At 38.5% G+C, this 21,167-nt stretch carries 23 protein-coding genes and 1 tRNA gene; 7 read left to right on the top strand and 17 right to left on the bottom strand.

From position 1 onward, the window contains the following. Positions 1-76: 76 nt before the first annotated feature. The 7 genes from WAO84_RS11730 to WAO84_RS11700 form a co-directional block, all read right to left on the bottom strand. Complete coding sequence (locus WAO84_RS11730; RefSeq protein WP_340065976.1) at positions 77-2,605, bottom strand: PIG-L family deacetylase; 2,529 nt, start codon at positions 2,603-2,605, stop codon at positions 77-79. A gap of 161 nt (positions 2,606-2,766) precedes the next feature. Further along, positions 2,767-3,336 carry a mechanosensitive ion channel domain-containing protein gene (locus tag WAO84_RS11725; RefSeq protein ID WP_340065975.1) on the bottom strand — a complete coding sequence of 190 codons (570 nt, stop codon included), beginning with the start codon at positions 3,334-3,336 and terminating at the stop codon, positions 2,767-2,769. A gap of 3 nt (positions 3,337-3,339) precedes the next feature. Further along, positions 3,340-4,281: a septum formation inhibitor Maf gene (locus tag WAO84_RS11720; protein ID WP_340065974.1), complete on the bottom strand. Its 942-nt coding sequence runs from the start codon at positions 4,279-4,281 to the stop codon at positions 3,340-3,342. 150 nt (positions 4,282-4,431) lie between these two features. After that, complete coding sequence (locus tag WAO84_RS11715; protein WP_340065973.1) at positions 4,432-5,028, bottom strand: Maf-like protein; 597 nt, start codon at positions 5,026-5,028, stop codon at positions 4,432-4,434. Beyond that, positions 5,028-5,951 (bottom strand): geranylgeranylglycerol-phosphate geranylgeranyltransferase, encoded by a 924-nt coding sequence (locus WAO84_RS11710; protein WP_340065972.1) that lies wholly within the window; start codon positions 5,949-5,951, stop codon positions 5,028-5,030. The genes WAO84_RS11715 and WAO84_RS11710 overlap by 1 nt, the downstream gene beginning before the upstream one ends. Before the next feature lie 10 nt (positions 5,952-5,961). Next, the gene (locus WAO84_RS11705) at positions 5,962-6,492 is read right to left on the bottom strand and encodes a KdsC family phosphatase (RefSeq protein ID WP_340065971.1); all 531 of its coding nucleotides are present in this window, start codon (positions 6,490-6,492) and stop codon (positions 5,962-5,964) included. Next, positions 6,473-7,240 (bottom strand): Rossmann-like and DUF2520 domain-containing protein, encoded by a 768-nt coding sequence (locus tag WAO84_RS11700; RefSeq protein WP_340065969.1) that lies wholly within the window; start codon positions 7,238-7,240, stop codon positions 6,473-6,475. Before WAO84_RS11700 ends, WAO84_RS11705 begins: the two co-directional genes overlap by 20 nt. Before the next feature lie 187 nt (positions 7,241-7,427). Here WAO84_RS11700 and WAO84_RS11695 point away from each other — a divergent pair, with 187 nt between their 5' ends. After that, complete coding sequence (locus WAO84_RS11695) at positions 7,428-10,631, top strand: cytochrome c biogenesis protein CcsA (RefSeq protein WP_340066009.1); 3,204 nt, start codon at positions 7,428-7,430, stop codon at positions 10,629-10,631. Between the two features lie 64 nt (positions 10,632-10,695). Here WAO84_RS11695 and WAO84_RS11690 read toward each other — a convergent pair whose 3' ends face one another. The 10 genes from WAO84_RS11690 to WAO84_RS11645 all read right to left on the bottom strand — a co-directional run bounded on the left by WAO84_RS11690 (position 10,696) and on the right by WAO84_RS11645 (position 15,718). After that, positions 10,696-10,968 carry a hypothetical protein gene (locus WAO84_RS11690; protein ID WP_340065967.1) on the bottom strand — a complete coding sequence of 91 codons (273 nt, stop codon included), beginning with the start codon at positions 10,966-10,968 and terminating at the stop codon, positions 10,696-10,698. A 122-nt stretch (positions 10,969-11,090) separates the two neighbouring features. Next, entirely contained in the window at positions 11,091-11,348 is a 258-nt protein-coding gene (locus WAO84_RS11685) for a hypothetical protein (protein ID WP_340065965.1), read from the bottom strand. A 395-nt stretch (positions 11,349-11,743) separates the two neighbouring features. Further along, positions 11,744-11,971, bottom strand: a complete 228-nt coding sequence (locus WAO84_RS11680; protein ID WP_340065964.1) for a hypothetical protein — start codon at positions 11,969-11,971, stop codon at positions 11,744-11,746. A gap of 58 nt (positions 11,972-12,029) precedes the next feature. Beyond that, the gene (locus tag WAO84_RS11675) at positions 12,030-12,257 is read right to left on the bottom strand and encodes a hypothetical protein (RefSeq protein WP_340065963.1); all 228 of its coding nucleotides are present in this window, start codon (positions 12,255-12,257) and stop codon (positions 12,030-12,032) included. Positions 12,258-12,295: 38 nt separating this feature from the next. Continuing rightward, positions 12,296-12,475, bottom strand: coding sequence for a hypothetical protein (locus WAO84_RS11670; RefSeq protein ID WP_340065962.1), 180 nt, complete (start codon positions 12,473-12,475; stop codon positions 12,296-12,298). Between the two features lie 285 nt (positions 12,476-12,760). Then, complete coding sequence (locus WAO84_RS11665) at positions 12,761-12,979, bottom strand: hypothetical protein (RefSeq protein WP_340065961.1); 219 nt, start codon at positions 12,977-12,979, stop codon at positions 12,761-12,763. Positions 12,980-13,049: 70 nt separating this feature from the next. Beyond that, positions 13,050-13,238 carry a hypothetical protein gene (locus WAO84_RS11660; RefSeq protein WP_340065960.1) on the bottom strand — a complete coding sequence of 63 codons (189 nt, stop codon included), beginning with the start codon at positions 13,236-13,238 and terminating at the stop codon, positions 13,050-13,052. Between the two features lie 1,182 nt (positions 13,239-14,420). After that, entirely contained in the window at positions 14,421-14,627 is a 207-nt protein-coding gene (locus WAO84_RS11655; protein WP_340065958.1) for a ubiquitin family protein, read from the bottom strand. A gap of 226 nt (positions 14,628-14,853) precedes the next feature. Further along, positions 14,854-15,048, bottom strand: coding sequence for a hypothetical protein (locus WAO84_RS11650; protein WP_340065957.1), 195 nt, complete (start codon positions 15,046-15,048; stop codon positions 14,854-14,856). 457 nt (positions 15,049-15,505) lie between these two features. After that, positions 15,506-15,718: a hypothetical protein gene (locus WAO84_RS11645; protein WP_340065956.1), complete on the bottom strand. Its 213-nt coding sequence runs from the start codon at positions 15,716-15,718 to the stop codon at positions 15,506-15,508. 210 nt (positions 15,719-15,928) lie between these two features. On the opposite strand from WAO84_RS11645, the gene WAO84_RS11640 reads away from it, so the two are divergent. The 6 genes from WAO84_RS11640 (at position 15,929) to WAO84_RS11615 (ending at position 21,123) form a co-directional block, all read left to right on the top strand. Further along, positions 15,929-16,438, top strand: a complete 510-nt coding sequence (locus WAO84_RS11640) for a cupin domain-containing protein (RefSeq protein ID WP_340065955.1) — start codon at positions 15,929-15,931, stop codon at positions 16,436-16,438. Between the two features lie 170 nt (positions 16,439-16,608). Beyond that, a complete protein-coding gene (locus tag WAO84_RS11635; RefSeq protein ID WP_340065954.1) occupies positions 16,609-17,262 on the top strand; it encodes a hypothetical protein in 654 nt (217 codons plus the stop codon). A gap of 278 nt (positions 17,263-17,540) precedes the next feature. Next, complete coding sequence (locus tag WAO84_RS11630; RefSeq protein WP_340065953.1) at positions 17,541-18,950, top strand: MATE family efflux transporter; 1,410 nt, start codon at positions 17,541-17,543, stop codon at positions 18,948-18,950. A 99-nt stretch (positions 18,951-19,049) separates the two neighbouring features. Further along, positions 19,050-20,225 (top strand): trans-sulfuration enzyme family protein, encoded by a 1,176-nt coding sequence (locus WAO84_RS11625; protein ID WP_340065952.1) that lies wholly within the window; start codon positions 19,050-19,052, stop codon positions 20,223-20,225. 32 nt (positions 20,226-20,257) lie between these two features. Then, positions 20,258-20,980, top strand: a complete 723-nt coding sequence (gene bshB1, locus WAO84_RS11620) for a bacillithiol biosynthesis deacetylase BshB1 (protein WP_340065951.1) — start codon at positions 20,258-20,260, stop codon at positions 20,978-20,980. 67 nt (positions 20,981-21,047) lie between these two features. Further along, positions 21,048-21,123: transfer RNA gene (locus tag WAO84_RS11615), tRNA-His, on the top strand. Positions 21,124-21,167 lie beyond the last annotated feature (44 nt).

Here is a 21,167-nt window from a genome sequence, read left to right as displayed (position 1 = left end):
AGGCTATGATGTAGCAAACATTCATAATAAGGACCAGTGTATATGATTTTTTCCAGACAAATTTGTCAAGCATAAATTAGCCTTTTATAGGTTCTTTTTTTTCTACCTGTTCTTTGCCGAGAGAAAGCATATTGGCAAATAACTTGAAAGCACCAGGTACTCCTGCCGGCAATTCTCTGAAAAAGCTCAGGCCAGTGTAAATATAGTATCCTTTTCCGTAAGGAGCTACCAAAAGACTTCCATTTTTAGGAGATTCTCCGGCATCGTTCATAGATAGGACCGGTGTGAATGCTTTATCCCATTTATCAGGAAAGTACAGACCACGTTCCTGTACCCAGCCATCAAAATCGTTTTCATTTATTTTATTGGGAAAATTTAAAACGGCATGGTCTTTTGCCAGCATACGTACCTTAGCATTTTCATCAGTAACCCTGTCTCTCGATACTTCCAGAGGATAGGGTGCCAGGTTATTAAGAAGGAGCCTTCTTCTTCCGGAGGTATTGTACTGAACAATGAGGTTCCCTCCATTTTTTACATACTCCAACAGGTAATCCTGTTTAAACTTGAGATTTTCAACTACATTATAAGCACGTATGCCCACTACAATGGCATCAAAAGAGCGCAATGTTTCAGTAGAAATATTTTCGGGAGTAATGGTACGCACGTTATAACCTATTTGCAGGAGGCTTTCGGGTACTTTGTCTCCGGCCCCTGCAATATAACCAATATTGTCACCGGCTTTTTGAATGTTAAGCCGTACAACTCTTGCTTTGGAGGGAAGCAAGACCGACTGTTTGGGAATATGTTCATAGTTTATTTCAACAAGTTCGTGGCTATATACGGTTTCATCCATTTTGATGCGAGGCAGCAGCCAGCCTTCGCTTTCATCGGTAGAGGGAGTAACAGAAAACAATACCGTTTTTTCATCGCCTTTTCGGTCAATTTCAAATGTCAATTGCGAGGGGTTTACTCTCCAACCCGGAGGCACCTCTAAAGAAACTGTTCCTTTAGCATTTGCTTTTCCGGCTCTTATTTTTACAGAAATGTCCCTGGTTCTTTCCCGGGCGAAAATGGTTACTTTATCAGGAATTCCTACGGTTACCGGGGGTAATATCTCAAAGGGTTGATACACCTCTCCTTTTTTGGGGTCGGTAAATTTGTAAACTACGTCTCGTGTAAACGGGATCTCAATACCATTGATTAAGGTATATATAATCACACTAACGGCTCGCGGAGTTTCCGGTTTTCCTATCAAATGTTTTTCTCCTACTTTATACATCCCTAAAGTACTTTCTTCCAAAAGCCAGTAAGGAGTCGTATAGGTAAGGGTTTCGGGTAGGGATATCTGTAGTTTTTTTTGATTTCTCGTATTGAAGTCCAGTGTTTCGTTTATGACCTGACTTTTAGCACCCGGTATAATTTCCGTACGCACCATAGTTATAGAGGCTTTACTACGGTTAATGGCTTCCAGGTTAATTTCAAAAGTACTCCCCGGAACTGCTCCTGATTCTGAAGCTACTGCTTCCAGGAAAAGTCCTGAGCAGGCGGTAATGATCGCTTTTATTTCTTTTGTTTTCTGCTCCCGCCAATATGTATCTTTTAATTCACGAATAAGCTGGTATGCTTTTACTAATTGCGGAATATGAACAGAAGGATCTTTAAAATTAAAATTTGATTCGACTTCTTCCAGTATTTTTCCAATAGAGTCTCCGCCTTCTATACGTGTCCAGGTGGTATTAATACCATCAAAAAGATTGTTTACATTTTTTGGGAAATCTCCTTTTAAAAACTCCAGATACTCAATATCACTTCCTCTGGAGCCGCTGCTTCCAAATCCCTGGCTGCTGTGTTGGCTCCTGCTAAGCGCGGCAATTTCTCCATTGCTCTTTCCTTTCTGATCGTAGTAAACACCTGCATCTACCGAAACCATTTTACTCTTGTCGGCCTTTTCAAAATCTTCCGGACTGCCGTAGAACCACCAGGAAGTATTAAAAAATAAACGACGGGGTTGCCAGGTTTTTAATGTGCTTAGCTGTGAAGAATACGCATTGGGATCGGAAGCGAGATCAAATGCTTCTACACTCAACATGGCAGAGGAAGTATGGTGACCGTGTGTAGCACCTGGAGAACGATGATCAAAACGATTAATAATAACATCTGGCCGAAAACGGCGAATTATGGAGACCACATTGGCTAAAACCTCTTCTTTATCCCAAATAGTTAAAGTTTCATCCGGATGTTTGGAAAAACCAAAATCATTGGCACGGGTAAAAAACTGTTCCCCTCCATCAATACGTCTGGCAGCCAAAAGCTCCTGGGTTCTTATCACTCCTAACAACTCTCTGAGTTCGGGCCCGATGAGGTTTTGCCCTCCATCACCACGGGTAAGAGAAAGGTAGGCTGTTCGTGCATGTACCTTGTTAGACAGGTAAGAAATAAGCCTGGTGTTCTCATCATCGGGATGCGCCGCAATATACAATGCGGTCCCTAAAAAATTTAATTTCTGAATGCTTTCGTAAATACGCGATGAAGGCCAGTGTGCCGGGGCCTGAGAATATAGCGCAGTGGTTAGTAGCATTACTAAGAGAACGGTAAATTTTCTCATGAAGGTCGTTTTAGTTGAGATATCTTCCAAATATACTAAGATTAGCTGCCGGTAAGTGGTTTTTAAAACTTCTTTAACAAGCTTTTTGTAAGCTGAAATAACGTGTAAATTGCTTTGCGCAAGGGTTATAGTATGCTATAAAGAACATCTAAACATGTTATCTAATCGGTAAAATCATCCGGTGTATATGAGTCATCTTCAGATGGCTGCTTGTCAATAATCACAACTCCTTTTTGGAGAAGCAGGTTATTGGGGTACGTCATGAGTTCCCCTTCGTCTGTGCGTAAGAATACATAAAAAGCTTTAATATCTACGATCTGGGATTCCAATGGAAAATCTTTATCCTGAATACGAATACGATCGCCAATTTTAAACGGGAAGGAAAAAAACAGTATAATGCCGGAGGTTACATTGCTTAGAATAGACCATTGGGCAAAAAGCGCCACTCCCAATACAGCAAAGACAGATGATAACAAAAGTCCCAGATCCTTGAAATTTACACTCCAGATGAAGCTTCCGGCCCCAATAGCAATGAAAAAAATACTAATATTTACATACTTGATAATAAGCCGGGTACGCACCTCGTTAAAATCACCTATTTTTCCAACTTTTCTTATAGCTTTAGAAGAGAGCATTTGGAACAAAATAAGTACTACCAGTGTAATAATGCTTTTTACAATCTCTACAGAGTTTCCACTGAAAAACTCATTAACACTAAAAAACTCTTTCATAGCTTATAATCCTAAATTGTTTCGAAGGTAAGCATCTGTATTCTTATTTTTGGTCCAATAATCGGTTTTTAAAGTTTTTAACTTTATTGCCGTAGAGGTAAGCGTCTTTGCACCTGAACCGTACCCGCTTGTATAGATGTCGGTCCATCCTTCTATACCATGGGGAAAATCTGTCTGAAACATTATGGTTACTGTTCTCTTAAGTTCTGGATAAGTGATGATATAATGAGAAAGTTCACCTTTATTTTCCAGTGAGGTAACGGCTTCATAGGCTTTTATTTCTTTATGTTGTAACCTTAAAAACTCCATAGAGGGTATTAGTTTAATATTTCCTTTGGGAAGCTCGTCAGGTGCTATTCGAATTTGGGTCCATAACTCATTTTCAAGATGTTCTTTTTCCAGTTTCAAAAACTGGTCTGCTTCTCCTTCAAAATATGAATGTGCATTGATTTCATACCCGTCCCGATTATTAAGCTGCATATATACCTGTCCGCACCATTCCTGAACCGAATTAGATACCTTAACAGCATGTTCTTTTGTGAATACAGGATGAAAAGTACTGGTCATTATAGAATACGGATATATACCCGTGAGGAAATTTTTAGTACTGTTCAATTTTAATATTTTGAGATTATCTTTTTTAGGGCGATCTGCTTTTACCTGTTTTTCGGGTAAAAAGTCTTCGGTTACGTATATCAAAACGGCATGCCCCTCTCTAAGTTCTCCGTACCGGGCCTGTTGCAGTTTAAAAGAGGTAATCTCGGCTTTACCGGCATACCAATAGTCTTTAAACTGCTTATGGAGAGTACGCATAACGGGTTTCTCCTTTTCAACTATTTCTTTAACTACTTCGTTCTCCGGTTCGGTAGTAATTTTTTCTTTACAACCGAGGTTGAGGATTATAAACCATATTAAGAGTATGGTGGGGATCTTAAAAAACTTCATGGATAAACACCTTTGATTATTCAAAAATACCTAAAAGTGAGCAGGCTTCCTAATGAAAAAAAGTAAAGGTGTTTTGGGTAAAAAAAGATATAAAAAAGGGATGTTTCCGACAGGGGTATGTATCAGAAATAACAAGATGTATAACATTCCTCAGGAGCCATATTCTTTTATTTTCAACAGTTGTTCATATAGCAGGTGTACCGGTAGCCCCACGACATTAAAATAACTGCCCTCAATACGGTCAATACCTATAAAACCGATCCATTCCTGTATGCCATAGGCCCCGGCTTTATCAAAAGGTTTGAACTGAGTGACATAGTATATGATTTCTTTATCTGTAAGTTCTTTAAAATGTACTTTGGTGGTAGCGTGTATAGTTTTTTGTACAGTTGTCGTAGTAATACATAGAGAGGTAATTACCTCGTGTACATCTCCTGAAAGAGAGCGTATCATGTTTATAGCCTCTTCTTCACTTCTGGGTTTGCCAAGCGCTTTGTTACGGTGCCATACAATAGTGTCTGAGGTAATGAGTATCTCTTTTTCTTTCAACTCACTTTTAAAAGGGAGGGCTTTTAACTGTGCCAGGTAATCACTTATTTCAAAACCTTTAAGCCTTTGGGGATATACTTCATCTACCGGTTTTAGACGTATTTCAAAATCAAGCCCCAGATCCTTTAAAAATTGTTGTCTTCTGGGCGAACCTGATGCCAGAATGATATGATGTCCTTTAAGGAGTTCCCTCAGCATTATAAATCATTTAATACGGTGTAACGAAAAACCACCAGAGAAATAACTCCGGCAAGCATGATTACTTTGAGCAACTGGCTGAGCCTTGTAAAGTGTTTCTTCTTTTTGGCTTCCCAGGATGTGAAAGTAAAATAGAATAAAGGCCCCATTATTCCAAACAAAATATAAGCATTGAGTATTGTGTAATGATACAGGTATTGATAAATGATATAAAACAGAATTAATACCATACTCAAAGCCATTAAAGCTGTTACTCTTGAAGTTCGTTTTTTTCCAATGAGCATGGGAACCGAGCGAATTCCGTTGTTGTAATCGCCATCAATATCTTCAATTGATTTTACCAGCTCACGTATGAAGCTAATAAAAAAGGCAAATCCGGCATAACAAAGGGAAATTTCCAGTACATATACGGTCATCCATCGGTTGGAAATGTCCTGAACAGGAACCACATCGAAAAAAAACGGCAGTAATATACTAATAGCAACCGATATACAAACGGTAAGGTTTCCTATAAGCGGTATAGGTTTTAACATGGTGGCGTATAAATACAACAATCCGGAAACCAGTACAAAAATAACCGCAAACCCTGATCTCTCTATCTCAAAAGCGATATAAAAGCCCAAAGCCACCCCTATTATATTTAGTAAAAAGAACGTATTATAGGCATGGGTTAACTTTATTTTTTTGCCGATAAGCTGTTTATCTGGTTTGTTTATCTGGTCTATAGCCACATCGTGAATGTCATTAATAATATATCCTGCAGCCGCAATACAAACCGTAGCCAATACAAGCAAAGTAAAATCTAAAAAGCTGAGAGTGGTATGTTTAAAAAAAACATTTATCAGCATAAGCTTTATTACCCATTGCGTGAGCGCTATCATACACAAGTTGGGAAAACGAACAAGTTTCAGGTAATTAAGCATACATTGTGTTTTAATCGTATTTGGCATCCGCCTTATTATTCCACTTTCCCTGTACTTTTAGCACTTGTTCAATAACATCCCGTACACATCCTTTTCCACCATTTTTATGGGAAACATACTTACAGATATGCTTTATTTCCGGTGCTGCATCCTGAGGGCAACAGGGGAGTCCTACCATTTGCATAGAAAAAAGATCTGGAATATCATCACCCATGTATAACACATTTTCGGGAGCGATGTTATAAATATCCATGTATTCATCAAGTTTCTCTGTCTTGTCCTGAATGCCCAGGTAAATATCTGTAACCCCAAGTCCTTTAAGCCGGGAGCGAACCCCTTCATTACTTCCTCCTGAAATTATACAAACATTATACCCGAGATCTACCGCAGTTTTGAGTGCATAGCCGTCTTTTATGTTCATATTCCTTAGCATTTCACCGGTTGAAGTAACTATAATAGTTCCATCGGTGAGTACGCCGTCAACATCAAAAACAAATGTGGTAATATGTTCCAGGTATTCTTTATAATTTTTCTCTTCCATACGTTTTTAAGATAGATTGTGTAATGGCTATATACAATTCTTTTACAGAGTTTTCAGTTAAAGTGTCAATTTGTGAATAAAGTGTAGTATGATCGCCTCTGCGGGCCGGGCCGGTTTGTGCATCATAAGGAGACTTTGTGTTAATTTTTCGGGCTGTTTCCAGAATGAGAGGTTGCAAAAGGCTAAAAGGGATTTCTTTATCCCTGCATAGTTCATGCGCCTGATGATATAGGTGATTTACCAGATTGTTAACGATCACAGCGGCCAAATGCAAGGTCTTACGCTGATCTGAATCTATTATTTCATAGTGATTGGTGAGTTTTTGTGCAGTTTTTACAAGAAGATGAATCCCTTCAGTGTCTTCAGCTTCAAGACACACCGGCACTTCTTTAAAATGTAAAGCAGCACTTTTGCTGAAGGTTTGCAGAGGATAAAAAACCCCTCTTCTGTTTTTACTGCTAAGTGCCTGCATGGGGGTATTACCTGAGGTATGTGCAACTACTCCCTTAACTTTAGGCATGCTTTTGGATAAATTGGTTATGGCGGCATCATTTACCGCTATAAAGTAGAGGTCTGCTTCTGCCAGCAGAGAGAGTGAAGAGGTAGTTTCTACCTGCAAGGTATCAAAATCTGCGGGTAATTCTCCACGGTGCCAAAGTTGTATTACTTCAATACCCTGAGCCTCTTTACAGGCTTTTATTAAATGCCAGGCAACATTTCCGCTCCCCAGTATAACTAAGCGTATCATGCCGCTAAAATAAACAATAAAGTAGATACTCAAATCGGTATGTAGTTTATAAAGAGATATCCATTTTTAAAGAGCTTATGAAAATATTAACAATGGTTACTTTGCAGAATGATTACAAATTGTGGCAAAAAAAGATAAAAAGACAGTATTTTTGCAATCAAAACTTCAACTGCTAAGAGCTTCTGCGATGAGTGATACCCTTAAGAGTATATTTTTTTCCCCCCGACTTATGGCCTTTTTATTTCTTGTTTTTGCTGCAGCTATGGCCGCAGGAACATTTATAGAAAGTGCGTACAGCACAGAGACGGCACGCATATGGATATACAATGCCTGGTGGTTTGAAACCATTATGGTTTTTTTTGTTATTAATTTCAGCGGAAACATCTTTCGCTACCGTTTATACAGAAAAGAAAAATGGGCCGTATTGTTAATACACCTGTCTTTTATTTTCATTTTAGTGGGTGCATTCATTACCCGGTATATTAGTTATGAAGGTATGATGCCCATTCGCGAAGGTGCAACCGAAAACACCTTTTTTTCACAAGAAACCTATCTCACCGCATTTATAGATGGTGAGATAGATGGCCAACCTCGACGAAAGGTACTTCAGGACCAGCTTATGGTGACTCCTGAGGCATTAAGTGCCAACCTTCCCTGGGTTTCAGATTTTAACGGAGAACCGTTTTCTATATCCTATAAGGGGTTTATTCAGGGAGCCAAAGAAGGACTGGTACCCGATGAGAAAGGAGAACTGTACCTAAAACTGGTAGAAGCCGGAGATGGAAATCGTCATGACCACTACCTGAAGAGTGGAGAAGTGGCCAGTATACACAATGTACTTTTTGCACTTAATAAGCCCACTCCGGGAGCCATTAACATACAAACTACCGATTCTATTTATACCATAGAGTCTCCTTTTGAAGGAAACTTTATGCGTATGGCAGACCAGTTTGAGGGAGAAGTAGTAAAAGACAGTGTACAACCCTTGTCATTGCGTTCACTGTACAATATGGCAGGAATGCAGTTTGTAATACCAGAATTCCCGGTAAAAGGAAATTACGGAGTGGTTCCTATTCCCAAAGAAGAAAAAACCGAGAATGATCTGGATGCCCTTATTGTAGAGGTAATAGCCGGAGGAGAAAAAAAAGAAGTACGATTATTGGGAGGGCAGGGAGCCGCTACAGATCCCAAACAAATACGACTGGGCAATATGGATTTTTATCTTATGTACGGCTCTATAAGACGTGAGCTCCCGTTTAGTATTACCTTAAATGATTTTATTGCCGAAAAATATCCGGGTACCGAAAGCGGATACTCCTCTTATATGAGTAAAATTACCGTGAATGATGAGCGTACTTTTGACTATGATATTTATATGAACCATATTCTGGATCATGGTGGTTTTCGCTTTTTTCAAGCTTCTTTTTCTCCTGATGAAAAAGGTACCGTTTTATCAGTAAATCATGATTTTTGGGGAACCTGGATTACCTATATAGGGTATTTTCTGTTATACCTGGGCTTGTTAGCTATCATGTTTTATGGAAAAACACGATTTAAAGAACTGGCTGACATGTTAGAAAAAGTAAAACGTAAAAAAGCAAAAGCAGCCATTACCTCTGTAATAACATTTTTATTTGCGCTGAACCTGAATGCACAAACTGAAGTGCCAACAAAGCCTACGGAAGAAAACCATACGACACACTCCTTACCGGGAGAAAATGAAATAAAAGAAGCTCTTCGTAGAAATCTTGTGAGCAAGGAGCATGCCGATAAATTTGGATCGCTGGTCATACAGGATGATGGAGGTAGAATGAAGCCGTTACATACCTTTACCTCTGAGTTGTTGCGTAAATTAAGCAAGAAAAACACCTTTATGGATATGGATTCTGATCAGGTATTCCTGTCTATGATGCAAAATCCTGCAGTCTGGTATAATGTAGATTTTATCTACATCACAAAAAATAATGATAGTATTCGTAAACTCATAGGTGTTCCGGTCGATCAAAAATACGTGAGTGCCGTAGATTTCTTTGATGTAAACGGTAATTATAAACTGGCTCCCTTTTTACAAAGTGCGTATGCCACCAATACCCCCAATCAGTTTCAAAAGGCGTTTAAAGAATTTGATCTTAAACTGGGGTTACTCAACCGGGCCCTTTCCGGAGAAATATTAAAAATATTCCCGCTGCCAGAAGATGACAACAATAAATGGATATCGTCTCTTGAATTTAGAGGAGGGCAGTATCCGGTAAGAGATTCTCTGTATGCGAATTTTATAGAGAAATCTATACCCTTTTACCTTATGGCATTACAGAATGCCAAAGAAACCGGAGATTATTCTTCACCCAATCAGTTGATTGAGGCATTTAAACAAAACCAAATAAACAAAGGTTCAGAAGTAATGCCTTCAGACAATAAAATAAAAGCCGAAATACTGTATAATGAGATCAATATTTTTGAAAAACTCTTAATATGGTTTTTAGCATTCGGGTTGGTAATGTTTATTGCCATTGTTGTACAAATATTTAGGGAAGGAATTGCTATTAAATGGCTTATTCGTGTTTGCAAAGTGGGAATAGTTATCTTGTTCTTGGCGCATACAGCCGGGCTTATTTTCCGGTGGTATATAAGCGGGCATGCCCCCTGGAGTGATGCTTATGAAAGTGTTATTTACGTAGCATGGGCTACTATGGCTATGGGGCTCGCTTTTGGAAGAAAAAGTGATCTTACCATAGCAGCCACCGCATTTGTTACCGCTATTATACTTTTTGGCGCCCATATGAACTGGCTTGACCCTGCCATAGCAAACCTGCAACCCGTACTTAACAGTTACTGGCTCATGATACACGTATCTGTTATTGTAGGTAGTTATGGGCCGTTTGCCCTGGGAATGATGCTGGGAATAACCGTTTTATTACTTATGTTACTCACCACCGAGAAAAACAAGACTAAAATGGAACTCAATATAAAAGAGCTTACCATTATTAATGAACTGGCTCTTACCGTAGGCCTCGTGATGTTAACTATTGGTAATTTTCTTGGTGGGCAATGGGCCAATGAAAGTTGGGGTCGTTACTGGGGTTGGGACCCTAAAGAAACCTGGGCACTTATTAGCATCATGGTTTATGCATTTGTGATACACATGAGGCTGGTACCCGGACTTCGCAGCCAATGGACCTTTAATTTTATGAGTGTGGTTGCTTTTGCAAGTATTATGATGACTTATTTTGGGGTAAACTTCTACCTGGTAGGACTTCATAGTTATGCCAGTGGTGATAAAGTAATTACGCCGTCCTTTGTATGGTACAGTGTAGCATTTGTAATTCTTTTGGGAGCCCTGAGCTATTGGCGCTACAAAAAACTTTATGTTCGCAAGAATGCGACCAGATAGATAAAACGCAATAATTTAAAAAAGCTGCTCAAAGCAGCTTTTTTTATACATTCTAATTGTATTCTTAACCAATACAAGGAACATCTATCGAGTTACATACCGGTGGAAACGTGAAACAGGTGTCATTCGTATTACACCCCCGATTGGTAGGCACGATTGTACAATTATGGCATTGAGTACGATTTCGGGTGAAATCGGGATCACATTGCTCAGGAAAATCAGTAAATCCGCATGGAAGGTCGAAACTATTTCCTCCTTTTAGCTGATGCTTTTCTCCGTTGAGGCTCGCTACAGATGACTTTACCAGTGACAGGTTTTTAATCTTTCTTTTTTTCATAATATAGAGTTTTAAGTTAATATAAAATAAATGACCTCCTTATTTTGTACAGATACCTGCAGGGTAAATATATTCAGGTAAGGAGCATAATGATCTTAAACCACCGATGCCATTTTTAGTTTTTATGGCTCACATAAAACAAATTTTGAATGACAATCAAGTGTACCCGGATTACATCCCGTATTTGTACACCCCTGAGTAGGTGGCGGAGGACAGGTATAACTGCCAGGGCATTCTTCCGGATTGCAATCGGATAGAAAATCAGTATGATTGCAGAGAACATCGAAACTGTTCCCTCCTTTTACTTCATGTTTTGCACTATTGAGGTTGGCAACAGATGCTTTTACAAGCATTAAGCTTTTGATCTTTCTTTTTTTCATTTGTATGATAAATATTTTGAATTAATATGTAATTTCAGTTTTATACGGGTAAACAGAATGCTTATGGGCATCCGGTAAAGGTGTACGTGTTACATTCACAAAAAGTACGATCGTACGATTGGTTACAGGCAGTATCTAACGAGTGAGGGGTTTCCCCTCCTTTTATTGTATGGCAACTATTCAAGTGCACAATACAGGTTGTTTTGAGTAAAAGTTTTTTTATATTCTTCTTTTTCACAGTTATAAATTTTTGGTTATACAGTTTTAAATAAGGTTTAACAAAAGAAACCAGATTTATTTGCTGATGGTTTCTATGTTTTCCATTTACGAAAAACAAGTAATCAGGCCTTTACGTATTTATAGCTCTGCGGGCTGAGCGTATGTACTAATCAATATCAACAGATACATGTGGGTACCTCAGATACCGGGCAGGTTACAGTTTTACATCCTATTTGAGTGACACAAAAACACACAGATATATCGGCTGTAGGATCGGTAGGTTCACAGGGAACATCCAGTGTGGTACAGGTTCTTGAGTTCCCTCCCTTAACCGAGTTTTGTTTGTTAAGCTTAGCTACAGACGACTTTAACAATGCGAGTTTTCTGAAATTCTTTTTTTTCATGATTGCTTTTTTAAAATTGAATTTATATGTGTATTAAGTAATTACGTTTTATCCTGCATTAACATCTGCAGGTCAACTCAAAAGTGTCACAATGTTTTACAGTAATACCGCAATCTATCAGGTGTAAGGTTTCACATTCACAGGCAGTGAACCGAAAACTTAGAAGGCATGGTACATCTACAGATTCTACTGTGCCCCCATTTCCTCCCTGTAGAGGTGCTTTATGAGAAAGATGTGCCACTTGCATGCGATGTAATGACAGCTTTTTAAGTGTTCTTTTTTTCATTATACTTTTGTTTGTTTAGTTAATCTTTTAGGATCGTTTCACCAACATGTACAGGTAAGTATGTCTGTTGGGCAATTTATAGCTGTAGGATCATCACATTCCTCATTTTCAGACGGACAGAATCTGGAAACCCCTCCTCCTTTTATCTGTGTGCATTTTGAAAGATCTGCCACAGACGAACGTTTTAACGTCAGTTTTTTAAATTCTCTTTTTTTCATGATGTTATAGGTAAATAATATATTAGTAATAATGATATAGCTGAGATCACATTCTCTTCTGTTGTTAGGACTACCCAGGTAATGCAATCCAGAGTTTGATAACAAGAATTAGTTATCGGAGTTATATGAAATAGTAAGTAACCGCTGTCTTTCCCCATTTCATTTGTAACTATAGAGAAAGACTTGCGACAGACGATCGTTTTTAATGCTTTTCTCGATCAAAAACCCCGGTTTTAATTAAACTATTACCAATAATGAACGGTTTACTCAAAAAATATCCGGGTATTAGCAATTAATAAAGGAAGTACATTCCGCCGGATCGTCAGTAAGGATGCAGGCTTCCACCCTTGTACAGTCACACCCGGTTCTATATATGGAAGGCGGGCAGGTATCAGGGCTTTCAGTTAAGCGTACTACAAAACCTCCCTGTACCCTATGCGTATTATGTAAATTGGCTACAGACGATTTTTTAAGTGAAAGACTTTTGAATGCTTTTTTTTTCATGATTAAACTTTTTTAGTTAAATAGTATTTAAAATAAATTAATAAAGGGTTTAAAAAATATGCCTCTGCAACTACGGTTTACATCGAGCCTCGCAGGTTTGTCGGGTATCACAGGAACACTCGGAAAAAACAAATGTATCTACCGGACAAATAGTAAGCTCACAGCTAAGGGTATTACCTCCCTTTATTACGTTCGCAGCATGTAAGTTGGCAACTGAAGATCGTTTTAATAAAAGCGTTTTGATCTTTCCTTTTTTCATTATTTTACATTTTTATTCCAGGTAATCAGTATTCAATATTAAAGGATTACATACTGAACAGATATCGTTTAAGGTAGTGTAGGGCAGGCCAGTGATATAGGGAACTCAGTCGTAGGGCAGGGACGAATAGTGTTGCAAATACAAACAGATCCCTGAATCGTGTTAGTAGTACAGCCAATTCCAAAAGTATTTGTCGGCTCGTTACCACCGGTTACCTTATTAGTGTGATTAAGTGTTGCTACTGAAGTTTTTTTTAATGATAAACTTCTAATTTTTCTTTTTTTCATGATCTTAAGTATTATATAGTACCTAAATTACAAATAAAGTAGATATAAACCTACATATTTAACATTAACTAAAACGTTAAAAGCTAATATGTTAAATCAGTATAAAGTAAAAGAGAAATCTTATATATTGAAGGTTTTTCTTATTTTTAAACTTCTTAGTGAAGTCTGGTAAAACTTATAAGAAGTTAATAAAGCTTTCCTGTAGAGAGTGTTTTTTGCAGAACAGATTTGTAGCACTAAAACATTCCTTTTGCTAATTTTCTAAAAGCAAAAGGAATGCAGGTAAAGTTTCATAATTTACTTCGTATTATTTGTAACACTTTCTTGTAATACTTTCTGAGGACATTCTCTGAAAGTATCCGGTTGCGGGCACAAACACACGGTTCGTAAAGGTGAGATGAATTATCACACATCTCATTAGTAAGATTTGTACAGCCTATATATACTATAATTCTCTCTCTTAACGTTGTTTGCCGGTGTTTAGAATACGGATAAGAGATAGCCTTTTCATTTTTCTTCTTTTCATGGTAAATGGAGTAAGGTTTCATTAAAAAAACATTATCCTGATTTATAAGAACTGACTGATTCAGGTTTACTAACCAGAAAGAGTTCCGTATATACATTACACACTTTCTAGGCATTTAAGAAGTGCTAACATTCATTTATATCTGACTCTCCGGAACAGTAGTTACACAGGGAATACAAACTGATATCTTAAGAGTAGCCAGGTTTTCGCAGCAAAGAGTGGCCGTAGTTGCTAGACTACCTCCCGTTCCCCCTGTTATTGCGTTTTTCTGATTTAAATTGCATACTGATGAACGCACCAGGGACAGTTTTTTAATATTCTTCTTTTTTATGATACAATGAGCTTTAGATTAACACATGTTTATTGGGTTTAAGAGCATATAGTTTCAGCCGTATTATTACAAAAGCAAATGGTGTAAAAGCAGGTAGCTTCTCTAAGGGTAGGAGGATCAGGAAGTTTACAGACATTTATGCTGTCGTATATTCCTGTTTGGCCACCTTTTAGTTGTTTTGTCTGGTGAAGGCCGCAGATAATGGCTTTTGTAAGTTTAAGTTTTTGATTTTTAGCTTTTTTCATTGTATTACGATTTATTAAATTGTTTTATGAAGTCCATTGCCATTAGTATAGATACCTTATGTTTTTAGATAAGAGCATAATAAGGTCACGTTCTAAACAAAACAGATCTGTTCTGCCTGTTAGGACTTTGCAAAAGACAGAGATGAACCGGTTGTATCATTCATTTTAACCGGCCTACAGGTTACTTCTGCTTCCTGAAGAAGCAGTTGGTTTTAAACTATGTTAATTAACATACATCCACAGACGGAATGGGACAATTAATCGTTTCCGGACAAATTACCACTGTAAAACATCCTCTACAGGAAAGCTCGTTGGTTTGGCAGGTGTCTGTGTAAGCACCTCCTTTAATGGTTCGCTGCTCTTTCAAACTTGCTATAGAAGTCTTGGCAAGTGATAATTTTTGAATTTTTGTTTTTTTCATGATTATAAGATTTTGTATTTTTAAATTTACTAAAAAAGTAATATTTATACTACTTTTTTAACATAAAATTTTGGCAAACAAAATTGAACACAAACTATAAAACGGATCACGGCCCTTTTTAAACCTGGAAAAAAGGGCCGTGACGTAAACTGAATTGGAGTTTTTTCAACAGATTTCAATAGTTTCACAGGGAACAGTTAATTGACAGCGACATGAAACAAAGGGACATGTTGCTGAACCTCCTTTTACACTTGCCTGTTGACTAAAATTAGCTACGCAAGTTTTTTTAAATGACAAACTTTTAATTTTTCCTTTTTTCATGATAATTTAGGTTTAAATGAATTTTATGATAAATAATTGGTAAAAGAGCCTGAAAAATGCTTTTTGATAAGATACATTCATTTGAAAGTATTTATTTTTTAAAGAGTGCTGGTTTCAGACAGATTATCTGATAAGGTTAACAAATACACTCTGTAAATGTTGGAACCGGACATATAGCCGTTTCACAATTTACCTGGAATGTATTACATATACAAACAGAGATCTCTCGGGTTTGCCCGTTACATGTAAACGTTTCTATTCTGTTTCCTCCTTTAAGAGAATGTTCTTGAGAAAGTATGGCAATATTACTTTTTTTTAAAGACAGCTTTTTTATGGTTTTTCTTTTCATTTTGATAAATAAGTTTAATTGATTTTAATGTTTATATAAAAGTAAAGAAAAAACCTATGAGTAATATTTTTCAAAACGTTAAATATTTTTACTTTTTTCTTACATCTTTTTTATTTTCGAAATAACATACTATTGTAAAAAGGCTCAAATTAAACCGGTTTTTCCCTGGCAGAGAAAAGTGTATATTTAATGCCGAAAAACAATAGCATTATGCAGGAAAGATACCAGGAGCTTGTTGAAAAGTTACAATTACTGCCGCATCCTGAGGGAGGGTATTATAAGGAAACTTATCGAAGCGAAGGAAACATACCCCATGAAGTATTATCAGGTAGTGGTTTTTCAGGACACCGTTCTTTTAGTACAGCTATTTATTTTTTACTTACGCATCATAATTTTTCAGCATTTCATCGTATCCTTCAGGATGAACTATGGCATTTTTATGAAGGAGACCCTGTCGATATACATTGTATTCGTCCCGACGGCTCTTATGAAAATATACGTTTAGGGCCGCTAACTCTCTCATCATGTGTTCCTCAGGCAATAATACCTGCCGGATACTGGTTTGCTTCTGCAGTAAGAAAGGGAGGAAGCTTCGCTCTGACAGGATGCACCGTTGCGCCTGGTTTTGATTTTGCCGACTTTGAACTTGCCTCTCAAAAAGAATTAATTGAGGTGTTTCCGCAACATTCCCATCTTATAAAATGCTTTACAAGAAGCTAAAACCATACAGCTCACTCCCACTGTTTTTATTCAAATATCTCACTGCCAATAGCTTATCACTATTTCATAGTTTTTGTAAGTTAAATCTTGTTAAAAAATTAATAATCACTGTATTTTTGTAGTTAAATACTGTACTTTAGTGAAAGTATTAACTTTAATAAAAAATTATTATGAAAAAAACAATTAAGTCTGTATTAGTGCTCTTTATGGGGGCTACGCTAATGGTGTCGGGTTTTATCTCCTGTAATAAGGATAATGAACCAATGGAACTGGAAACACAACAGGATAACGTTGTAGATGACAGCAAGATCCTGAGTGATGAGAACTTTTTGGCAATGAAAACGGCTATTGATAATGTTAACAATGCCATTGCACAGTCTCTGCAGCAGCAGAATGTTAGTTTTGAAGAGTTTAAAACACTTTATCGTCAACAGAATGAAAGCCGTTTTGCTAATATTTTTGATGACAACAGTGCCTTTATTAACAAAAACATGGAAGCCATTAAAATTAACTATGAGGCTTTAGTTGCCAAGTACCCTGAGTTACTTACCTGTGTAGGCTGTGATTACAATCTGGCCAACAGTCCGGATCAGGTTATTTCATCGTTAAATACACTTAACGGAGATGGTTTTGCATCTCTGGCTCAGCGTTCAGGCACCTTCTCATGCGGCTGGCAGTATTATGTTTGTATAGCCGCGGTAGGTTTGCCGGCAGCGGCCTGCGTAATAGGAAGTGCCGGCTCGGGACTGGTATCCGGACTTTGTGTAGCGGGCTTCGGCGCGGGTGCTTTATTATGTCTGGATAGCTACTGCACCAGGGTTTAATTCCTTAACCACACATAATGCTATCTATAGCCCGAATACTTTAGGTGTTCGGGCTTTCCGTATTCATAGCATTTATTGTCTTTCATTTAAATACATTTTAAAAAAAAGAAAAAATACACAATGTTTTTGCTATTTTGAAAAAAAGCTGCACTTTTGTCTTATTATGGATATAGTAGTTATTAAATAGCAGGTCTCTAATATAAGCAACCGGGCAGGTTGTAAAATCCTGACAGATATATTGATTTTTTTAAAGTCAGATTATATTTAATATTACTATCATGTCATCTCAACATACTCATTTTCTCAATAAATTTTTTTATTATTTCCTTCAGGCTATTCGTGGTAAGCAGGAAGATTTTACCACAGGAAGTATTCGCAAAGCTGTTTTCATGCTATCGGTACCCATGATACTTGAAATGCTCATGGAATCTATATTTGCATTAATAGATATTGCTTTTGTAAGCCGTGTAAGTGTAAACGCGGTTGCGACCATTGGTTTAACCGAGTCAGTTATTACCCTGGTGTATGCTGTAGGCATTGGGTTAAGTATGGCAGCAACAGCCGTTGTAGCCAGAAGAATAGGGGAGAAAGATCATAAAGGAGCCAATGAAGCGGCTTCACAGGCCATTTGGCTGGGTATTTTAGTAGCTATTCTTATTAGTATTCCAGGTATCTTATATCCAAAGGAAATACTTCGGTTTATGGGAGGGGCCCCTGATCTTATTGAAGAAGGGTACCGGTACACCCAGATATTGATAGGAGGGAACATAACTATACTGCTCCTTTTCCTTATCAATGCAATATTCAGAGGTGCCGGTGATGCTTCCATGGCGATGTGGTCGCTGGTATTTTCTAATATACTTAATATCATTCTCGATCCTATTTTTATTTTTGGGCTGGGACCCGTTCCCGAATACGGTGTTGCCGGAGCAGCGATCGCTACCACTATTGGGCGGGGTTCGGCTGTTATCTTTCAGTTGTTCCTTTTATTTTACGGCTGGGGCCGTATTAAATTAGGAATACGTCATTTTGTGATCCGGGTCAAAGTAATATTCAATCTCGTGCGTATCTCCCTGGGAGGAATAGGGCAGTTTCTCATAGGTACGTCCAGTTGGGTAGTACTTATGCGAATCATGGCAGAGTTTGGCAGTGAAGTACTTGCAGGATATACCATATCTATAAGAGTACTTATGTTTACACTTATGCCTTCATGGGGTATGAGTAATGCCGCTGCTACACTGGTAGGTCAAAACCTGGGTGCCGGACAGCCTGAAAGAGCAGAAATGTCTGTTTGGAAAACTGGTAAATACAATGCCGTATTTATGTTAGCAGTCTCTGTAATATACCTGGTTTTTGCACCGCAGATCATTATGCTTTTCAGTTCTGTGCCTGATGTAGTGAAATACGGAGCATTGAGCCTGCGGGTCATTACCGCCGGGTACCTGTTCTATGCCTACGGAATGGTAGTAATCCAGGCGTTTAATGGAGCAGGAGATACCATGACCCCTACGGTAATTAACTTTTTTTGCTTTTGGTTATTCCAGTTGCCCTTTGCCTATCTGGCAGCCATGGAATTTAACTGGGGCCCTCTGGGGGTATTTATGGCCATAACGGTTGCCGAAGTGTTGATAGCTATTGTTTCCGTGATCTATTTTCGAAAAGGACACTGGAAACGAACGCAGGTATAAAAAAGCCTGGGGTAAAACCCCAGGCTTAAACTCCTTCTCGTAAGTACGGTTTTTTCTGGTTCAATTTTGTAATTTAGAAGCGGGAAAAAATAAACCGTAATGACAAAGAAAAATCCGGGATTTAATACAATTTGTACTCATATTGGAGAGTTGGAAGACACACAGTTTAAAGGAGCGGTATCACCGCTCTATATGAGTACGTCCTATGCATATGAAAACGTAGATGTAAAGCGATACCCTCGTTATTTTAATACGCCCAATCAGCAGGGACTTTGCAGGAAAATTGCTGCTTTAGAGCATACAGAAGCAGCCCTTATTTTTGGTAGTGGTATGGCTGCAGTGAGTACCGCATTGTTTGCGTTTTTAAAACAGGGGGATCACGTAGTTTTACAAAATACCCTATATGGAGGGACCTATAACCTGGTAACTGAAGAGTTTAAAAAGTATGGTATTACCTATTCTTTTACCAAAGGGGCATCTGCAGCCCATTTTGAAGAATGCATACAGGATACTACCCGGGTGTTGTATATAGAAACCCCTTCAAATCCGTTATTGACCATTATCGATATGGAAGCAATAGCAAAGCTTGCTAAAAAATACGGATTGGTAAGTATGATAGACAACACTTTTGCGAGTCCTGTTAATCAAAATCCGGCCGATTTTGGTATAGATATCATTATTCACAGCGCTACCAAGTATCTGGGAGGGCACAGTGATATCCTTGCCGGGGCCGTAGCTGCCTCAGAAGAACATATGGATCGTGTTTTTCAACTCGCCAAGAATTTTGGAGGGAGTTTAAGTGATTATACCGTGTGGTTGCTGGAACGTAGTATCAAGACCCTCGGACTGCGTGTAAAGGCACAAAACAGAAATGCCCGGAAGATCGCTCGTTTTCTGGAAAAGAACCCCTTGGTAACCAAAGTGTATTATCCGGGGCTAAAATCGCACCCCGATCATCAACTGGCCCGGAAACAGATGAAAGGATACGGCGGTATGCTTTCTTTTGAATTGGGTGAAGAAATAAATCCCGGGCTATTCCTGAAAAGCCTGAAACTCATCAAGCCCTCCATGAGCCTGGCTGGTGTTGAGAGTACTATTGTATCACCTATGCAGACTTCACATGCGCTGTTGTCTCCGGAAGAAAGGGCAAAACAGGGAATTACTGATGGTCTTCTTCGTTTATCCTTGGGGATTGAAGAAAAAGAAGATCTTGTGGCCGATATAGAACAGGCGCTCGCAAACGCAAAGACAGGTTCTCTAACGGCTACGGACTAACGCCAAAATAATGTATTAAAGAACGCATTTTTATGAAATTAGATATCCTTGCTTTCGGGAGCCATCCTGATGATGTAGAATTGGGATGTGGTGCTACCCTGGCCAGAGAGGCTGCTTATGGAAAAAAAACAGGTATCATAGACCTTACCCGTGGGGAATTAGGAACACGAGGTACGCCCGAGACCCGTAGCAGAGAAGCAGCAAAAGCGGCTCAAATACTAGGCGTAAGCGTGAGGGAAAATATGGAATTTGCCGATGGTTTTTTTACCAATGACCGTACCCATCAGTTAGCCGTTATACGAATGTTACGAAAATATCGTCCCGATATCGTATTGTGTAATGCCATAGAAGACCGCCATATTGATCATGCCAGAGGAAGTAAACTCGTAAGCGATGCTTGCTTTTTAAGTGGCTTGAGAAAAATAGATACCAGAGAGGAGGGAGGCGATACCTGGCAGGAGCCCTGGCGGCCCCGGGTGGTGTATCACTATATACAATGGAAAAATATCGAGCCCGATTTTGTGGTAGATGTTTCCGGTTTTATAGAGAAAAAACTAGAAGCCATAAAGGCATACGCCTCTCAGTTTTATGATCCCAACAGTAAAGAACCTGAAACGCCCATAAGCAGTAAGAACTTTTTAGACAGCCTGCATTACCGCGCACGTGACCTTGGACGCCTCATAGGAGTGGACAGCGGTGAAGGTTTTACGGCAGAAAGATATGTAGCCGTAAAGGGGTTGAGTGATCTCATTTAACCAAAAAAAAATATTTTTTCTTTGAAGAAAGAGGCAAATAAATTACATTTGCATCCGCTAATTATACGGTGGTTGTAGCTCAGTTGGTTAGAGCGTCGGATTGTGGTTCCGAAGGTCGCCGGTTCGAGACCGGTCTTCCACCCGTTTTAAAAAAGCTTCTCCGTAAAAGAGAAGCTTTTTTGTTTGT

The sequence above is a fragment of the Ascidiimonas aurantiaca genome, from assembly GCF_037646345.1.
Classification (GTDB): Bacteria; Bacteroidota; Bacteroidia; order Flavobacteriales; family Flavobacteriaceae; genus Ascidiimonas; species Ascidiimonas aurantiaca.
Note: the sequence above shows the minus strand (reverse complement) of the source record. Positions and strands in the feature narration are given on the sequence as shown.